Annotated in this window: 9 protein-coding genes; all 9 read left to right on the top strand. The window is 69.2% G+C overall.

Features of this window, described 5'->3' with window-relative positions:
- The first annotated feature begins 74 nt into the window (after positions 1–74).
- From rpsJ to rplP, 9 genes are read left to right on the top strand one after another with little or no spacing between them, the layout of a single operon-like run.
- Positions 75–383: a 30S ribosomal protein S10 gene (rpsJ, locus tag ACERUJ_RS05360; RefSeq protein ID WP_008360994.1), complete on the top strand. Its 309-nt coding sequence runs from the start codon at positions 75–77 to the stop codon at positions 381–383.
- A gap of 13 nt (positions 384–396) precedes the next feature.
- Positions 397–1,056 carry a 50S ribosomal protein L3 gene (rplC, locus tag ACERUJ_RS05365; protein ID WP_370247432.1) on the top strand — a complete coding sequence of 220 codons (660 nt, stop codon included), beginning with the start codon at positions 397–399 and terminating at the stop codon, positions 1,054–1,056.
- Positions 1,057–1,058: 2 nt separating this feature from the next.
- A complete protein-coding gene (gene rplD / locus ACERUJ_RS05370; RefSeq protein ID WP_370247433.1) occupies positions 1,059–1,688 on the top strand; it encodes a 50S ribosomal protein L4 in 630 nt (209 codons plus the stop codon).
- Complete coding sequence (gene rplW / locus ACERUJ_RS05375; RefSeq protein ID WP_370247434.1) at positions 1,685–1,990, top strand: 50S ribosomal protein L23; 306 nt, start codon at positions 1,685–1,687, stop codon at positions 1,988–1,990. Before rplD ends, rplW begins: the two co-directional genes overlap by 4 nt.
- A 25-nt stretch (positions 1,991–2,015) precedes the next feature.
- Positions 2,016–2,852 (top strand): 50S ribosomal protein L2, encoded by an 837-nt coding sequence (gene rplB, locus ACERUJ_RS05380; protein ID WP_370247435.1) that lies wholly within the window; start codon positions 2,016–2,018, stop codon positions 2,850–2,852.
- Complete coding sequence (gene rpsS / locus ACERUJ_RS05385) at positions 2,852–3,133, top strand: 30S ribosomal protein S19 (RefSeq protein ID WP_370247436.1); 282 nt, start codon at positions 2,852–2,854, stop codon at positions 3,131–3,133. The genes rplB and rpsS overlap by 1 nt, the downstream gene beginning before the upstream one ends.
- On the top strand, positions 3,133–3,549 hold the full coding sequence (gene rplV, locus ACERUJ_RS05390) for a 50S ribosomal protein L22 (protein WP_370247437.1): 417 nt from the start codon (positions 3,133–3,135) through the stop codon (positions 3,547–3,549). Before rpsS ends, rplV begins: the two co-directional genes overlap by 1 nt.
- Positions 3,549–4,361 carry a 30S ribosomal protein S3 gene (gene rpsC, locus ACERUJ_RS05395; RefSeq protein ID WP_370247438.1) on the top strand — a complete coding sequence of 271 codons (813 nt, stop codon included), beginning with the start codon at positions 3,549–3,551 and terminating at the stop codon, positions 4,359–4,361. The genes rplV and rpsC overlap by 1 nt, the downstream gene beginning before the upstream one ends.
- 3 nt (positions 4,362–4,364) lie before the next feature.
- Positions 4,365–4,784 (top strand): 50S ribosomal protein L16, encoded by a 420-nt coding sequence (gene rplP, locus ACERUJ_RS05400; protein WP_370247439.1) that lies wholly within the window; start codon positions 4,365–4,367, stop codon positions 4,782–4,784.
- The last annotated feature ends 81 nt before the right edge of the window (positions 4,785–4,865 follow it).

The following is a 4,865-nucleotide window of genomic DNA, read 5'->3' on the forward strand; positions in this document are numbered from 1 at the left end:
GGGACCGACTCAAGCCCGAGGACGTCCCGGGACACGCACGCGGCAGGACTGACGAAGAAGGACGAGAGAGACCTATGGCGGGACAGAAGATCCGCATCAGGCTCAAGGCCTATGACCACGAGGTGATCGACACCTCGGCGCGCAAGATCGTGGACACCGTCACCCGCACGGGTGCCAAGGTCGCCGGCCCGGTGCCGCTGCCGACCGAGAAGAACGTGTACTGCGTCATCCGCTCGCCCCACAAGTACAAGGACTCGCGTGAGCACTTCGAGATGCGAACGCACAAGCGTCTGATCGACATCATCGACCCCACCCCGAAGACCGTCGACTCCCTGATGCGGCTCGACCTGCCGGCCGGCGTCGACATCGAGATCAAGCTCTGAGGCTGACGACGTCATGACTTTCGAACGCAATGTGAAGGGCCTGCTGGGCACCAAGCTCGGCATGACCCAGCTCTGGGACGAGAACAACCGCGTCGTCCCCGTCACCGTGATCGCGGCGAACACCAACGTCGTGACCCAGGTCCGCCAGCCCGAGACCGACGGCTACAACGCCATCCAGGTCGGCTACGGCGAGATCGACGGCCGCAAGGTGAACAAGCCCGAGTCGGGCCACTTCGCCAAGGCCGGGGTCACCCCCCGCCGCCACCTGGTGGAGATCCGCACCGCCGACGCCGCGACCTACGCGGTCGGCCAGGAGCTCGCCGTCGACACCTTCGCCGCCGGCGAGGCCATCGACGTCACGGGCACCAGCAAGGGCAAGGGCTTCGCGGGCACGATGAAGCGTCACGGCTTCGCCGGTGTCTCCGCCTCGCACGGTGCCCACCGCAACCACCGCAAGCCGGGCTCGATCGGCGCCTGCGCCACCCCCGGCCGCGTGTTCAAGGGCGTCCGCATGGCCGGCCACATGGGTACCGACACCGTCACCACCCAGAACGTCACCGTGCACGCCGTCGACGTCGAGAAGGGCCTGATCCTGCTCAAGGGTGCCGTCCCCGGCCCCCGCGGCGGTCTGATCGTGCTCCGCTCGGCCGCGAAGAAGAGCCAGGAGTCCTGATCATGGCCAACACCGTGAAGGTGGACCTGCCCGCCGAGATCTTCGACGCCAAGGTCAGCATCCCGCTGATCCACCAGGTCGTCGTGGCCCAGCAGGCCGCCGCCCGCCAGGGCACCCACGCCACCAAGACCCGCGGCGAGGTCCGCGGCGGTGGCAAGAAGCCCTACAAGCAGAAGGGCACCGGTCGCGCCCGCCAGGGCTCGACCCGCGCGCCGCAGTTCGCCGGCGGTGGCACCGTCCACGGCCCGCAGCCGCGCGACTCCTCCCCGCGCACCCCCAAGAAGATGAAGGCCGCCGCCCTGCGCGGTGCCCTCTCCGACCGGGCCCGCAACGGCCGCGTCCACGTGGTGGAGGGCCTCGTCACCGGCGAGACCCCCAGCACCAAGGCCGCCCTCGCCGCGCTGACCGCCCTCGCGCCCCGCACCAAGTTCCTCGTGGTGGTCGAGCGCGACGACGTCGTCACCTGGCTGTCGCTGCGCAACGCCCCCGAGGTGCACCTGGTCCACACCGACCAGCTCAACACCTACGACGTCCTGGCCTCCGACGACCTCGTCTTCACCAAGGCCGCCTTCGACTCCTTCGTCGCCGCGCAGACCGGGGCGAAGGGCGCTGCCGAGGAGGGCACCAAGTGAGCACCCTGCACAAGGACCACCGCGACATCCTGCTCGCGCCCGTGGTCTCCGAGAAGAGCTACGGCCTGCTCGACCAGAACAAGTACACGTTCCTGGTGCACCCGGACGCGAACAAGACCGAGATCAAGATCGCGGTCGAGAAGATCTTCAACGTCAAGGTCACCTCGGTGAACACGCTCAACCGGGCCGGCAAGACGCGTCGCACGCGCTACGGCCTCGGCAAGCGCAAGGACACCAAGCGCGCCATCGTGAGCCTGGCCGAGGGTCACCGCATCGACATCTTCGGAGGTCCGGTCGCCTGACCGGATCCGATAAAGGGACTAAGACATGGCTATCCGCAAGTACAAGCCGACGACCCCGGGCCGCCGGGGCAGCTCGGTCGCCGACTTCGTCGAGATCACGCGTACCACCCCCGAGAAGTCGCTGACCCGGCCGCTGCCCAAGAAGGGCGGTCGCAACAACCAGGGCCGCATCACCACCCGTCACCAGGGCGGTGGCCACAAGCGCGCCTACCGGATCATCGACTTCCGTCGCTACGACAAGGACGGCGTGCCGGCCAAGGTCGCTCACATCGAGTACGACCCCAACCGCACCGCGCGCATCGCGCTGCTGCACTACGTCGACGGCGAGAAGCGCTACATCATCGCGCCCAAGGACCTCACGCAGGGCACCCGCGTGGAGTCGGGCCCGAACGCCGACATCAAGCCCGGCAACAACCTGCCGCTGCGCAACATCCCGGTCGGTACCACCATCCACTGCGTGGAGCTGCGTCCGGGCGGCGGCGCGAAGATCGCCCGCTCGGCCGGCATCAGCGCGCAGCTGGTGGCCCGTGAGGGCAGCCGCGCCACGCTGCGCATGCCCTCGGGCGAGATGCGCTTCGTCGACGTGCGCTGCCGCGCCACCGTCGGCGAGGTCGGCAACGCCGAGCAGTCGAACATCAACTGGGGCAAGGCCGGCCGCATGCGCTGGAAGGGCAAGCGCCCCACCGTCCGTGGTGTCGTGATGAACCCGGTCGACCACCCGCACGGTGGTGGTGAGGGCAAGACCTCCGGTGGTCGCCACCCGGTGTCCCCGTGGGGCAAGCCCGAGGGCCGTACGCGCAAGCGCAAGGCCTCCGACGCCCAGATCATCCGCCGCCGCAAGTCCGGAAAGGGCCGTAAGTAATGCCTCGCAGCCTGAAGAAGGGCCCCTTCGTCGACGACCACCTCGCCAAGAAGGTGGACGCGGAGAACGAGAAGGGCACCCACAACGTCATCAAGACCTGGTCGCGCCGCTCGATGATCGTCCCGGACATGATAGGTCACACGATCGCCGTCCACGACGGTCGCAAGCACGTGCCGGTGTTCGTCACCGACTCCATGGTCGGCCACAAGCTGGGCGAGTTCGCCCCGACCCGCACCTACCGCGGGCACGTGAAGGAAGACCGGAAGGGACGGCGTCGCTGATGTCCACCACTGAGCGCCGGCGCAGCAGCGCCCGCCGCGACTCGCTCCTGGGCAACGAGCCCGGCGCGTTCGCGAGTGCCCGCTTCGTGCGGATCACCCCGATGAAGGCCCGCCGCGTGGTCGACCTGGTCCGCGGCCTGCCGGTCGAGGACGCCCTCGCCGTGCTGCGGTTCGCGCCGCAGGCCGCCTCCGAGACCGTCTACAAGGTCCTGGAGTCCGCCATCGCCAACGCCGAGACCACCGAGGGCCTCGACGCCGCCACGCTGGTCGTCTCCAAGGCCATGGTCGACGAGGGCCCGACGATGAAGCGGTTCCGGCCGCGTGCGCAGGGCCGGGCCACCCGGATCAACAAGCGCACCAGCCACATCACGCTGGTCGTGCAGCCGGCCGACGTCTCGAACGGAAAGGGTGCCTGATGGGCCAGAAGATCAACCCGAACGGCTTCCGTCTCGGCATCTCCACCGACCACAAGTCGCGCTGGTACGCCGACAAGCTGTACAAGTCCTACGTCGGTGAGGACGTCGCGATCCGCAAGCTGCTCAGCAAGGGCATGGAGCGCGCCGGCATCGCCCGCGTCGAGATCGAGCGCACCCGCGACCGCGTCCGCGTCGACATCCACACCGCCCGGCCGGGCATCGTCATCGGCCGCCGCGGCGCGGAGGCCGACCGCATCCGCGGCGAGCTCGAGAAGCTCACCGGCAAGCAGGTGCAGCTGAACATCCTCGAGGTCAAGAACCCCGAGGTCGACGCGCAGCTGGTCGCCCAGGGCGTCGCCGAGCAGCTCTCCGGCCGTGTGCAGTTCCGTCGCGCCATGCGCAAGGCGATGCAGACCACGATGCGCTCGGGTGCCAAGGGCATCCGGATCCAGTGCTCGGGCCGCCTCAACGGCGCCGAGATGTCGCGCACCGAGTTCTACCGCGAGGGTCGCGTGCCGCTGCACACCCTGCGTGCCGACATCGACTACGGCTTCTACGAGGCCAAGACCACCTTCGGCCGGATCGGCGTGAAGGTCTGGATCTACAAGGGCGAGGTCGCCGGCACCCGTGCCGAGCGCCAGGCCCAGGCCGCCGCCCGCGCCGGCGTCCCCGGTCGCGGTGGTCGCCCCCAGCGCGGCGGGGAGCGTCCCAGCCGTGGCTCCCGCCCCACCCGGGCCGACCGCGAGGCTCCCGCCACCGAGGCGGCCGCCGTCGAGGCGCCGGCCCCCGAGACTCCCGCAACGGAGGGCTGACCCATGCTGATGCCCCGTCGTGTCAAGCACCGCAAGCAGCACCACCCGGACCGCCGCGGTACCGCCAAGGGCGGCACCTCGCTGGCCTTCGGTGACTACGGCATCCAGGCGATCGAGGGTCACTACGTGACCAACCGCCAGATCGAGTCGGCGCGTATCGCGATGACCCGTCACATCAAGCGTGGCGGCAAGGTCTGGATCAACATCTACCCCGACCGTCCCCTCACCAAGAAGCCTGCGGAGACCCGCATGGGTTCGGGTAAGGGTTCGCCGGAGTGGTGGGTCGCCAACGTCAAGCCCGGTCGCGTCATGTTCGAGCTGTCCGGCGTCCCCGAGGACGTCGCCCGCGAGGCCATGCGGCGCGCCATCCACAAGCTGCCCATGAAGTGCCGCTTCATCACCCGAGAGGCCGGTGAGTTCTGATGGCGAACCTCGCCCACGAGCTCGACGAGCTCAACGACGTCGACCTCGAGGCCAAGCTGCGCGAGGCCAAGGAGGAGCTGT

Origin of the sequence: Nocardioides sp. (genome assembly GCF_964228225.1) — a bacterium.
Taxonomy (GTDB): Bacteria; Actinomycetota; Actinomycetes; order Propionibacteriales; family Nocardioidaceae; genus Nocardioides.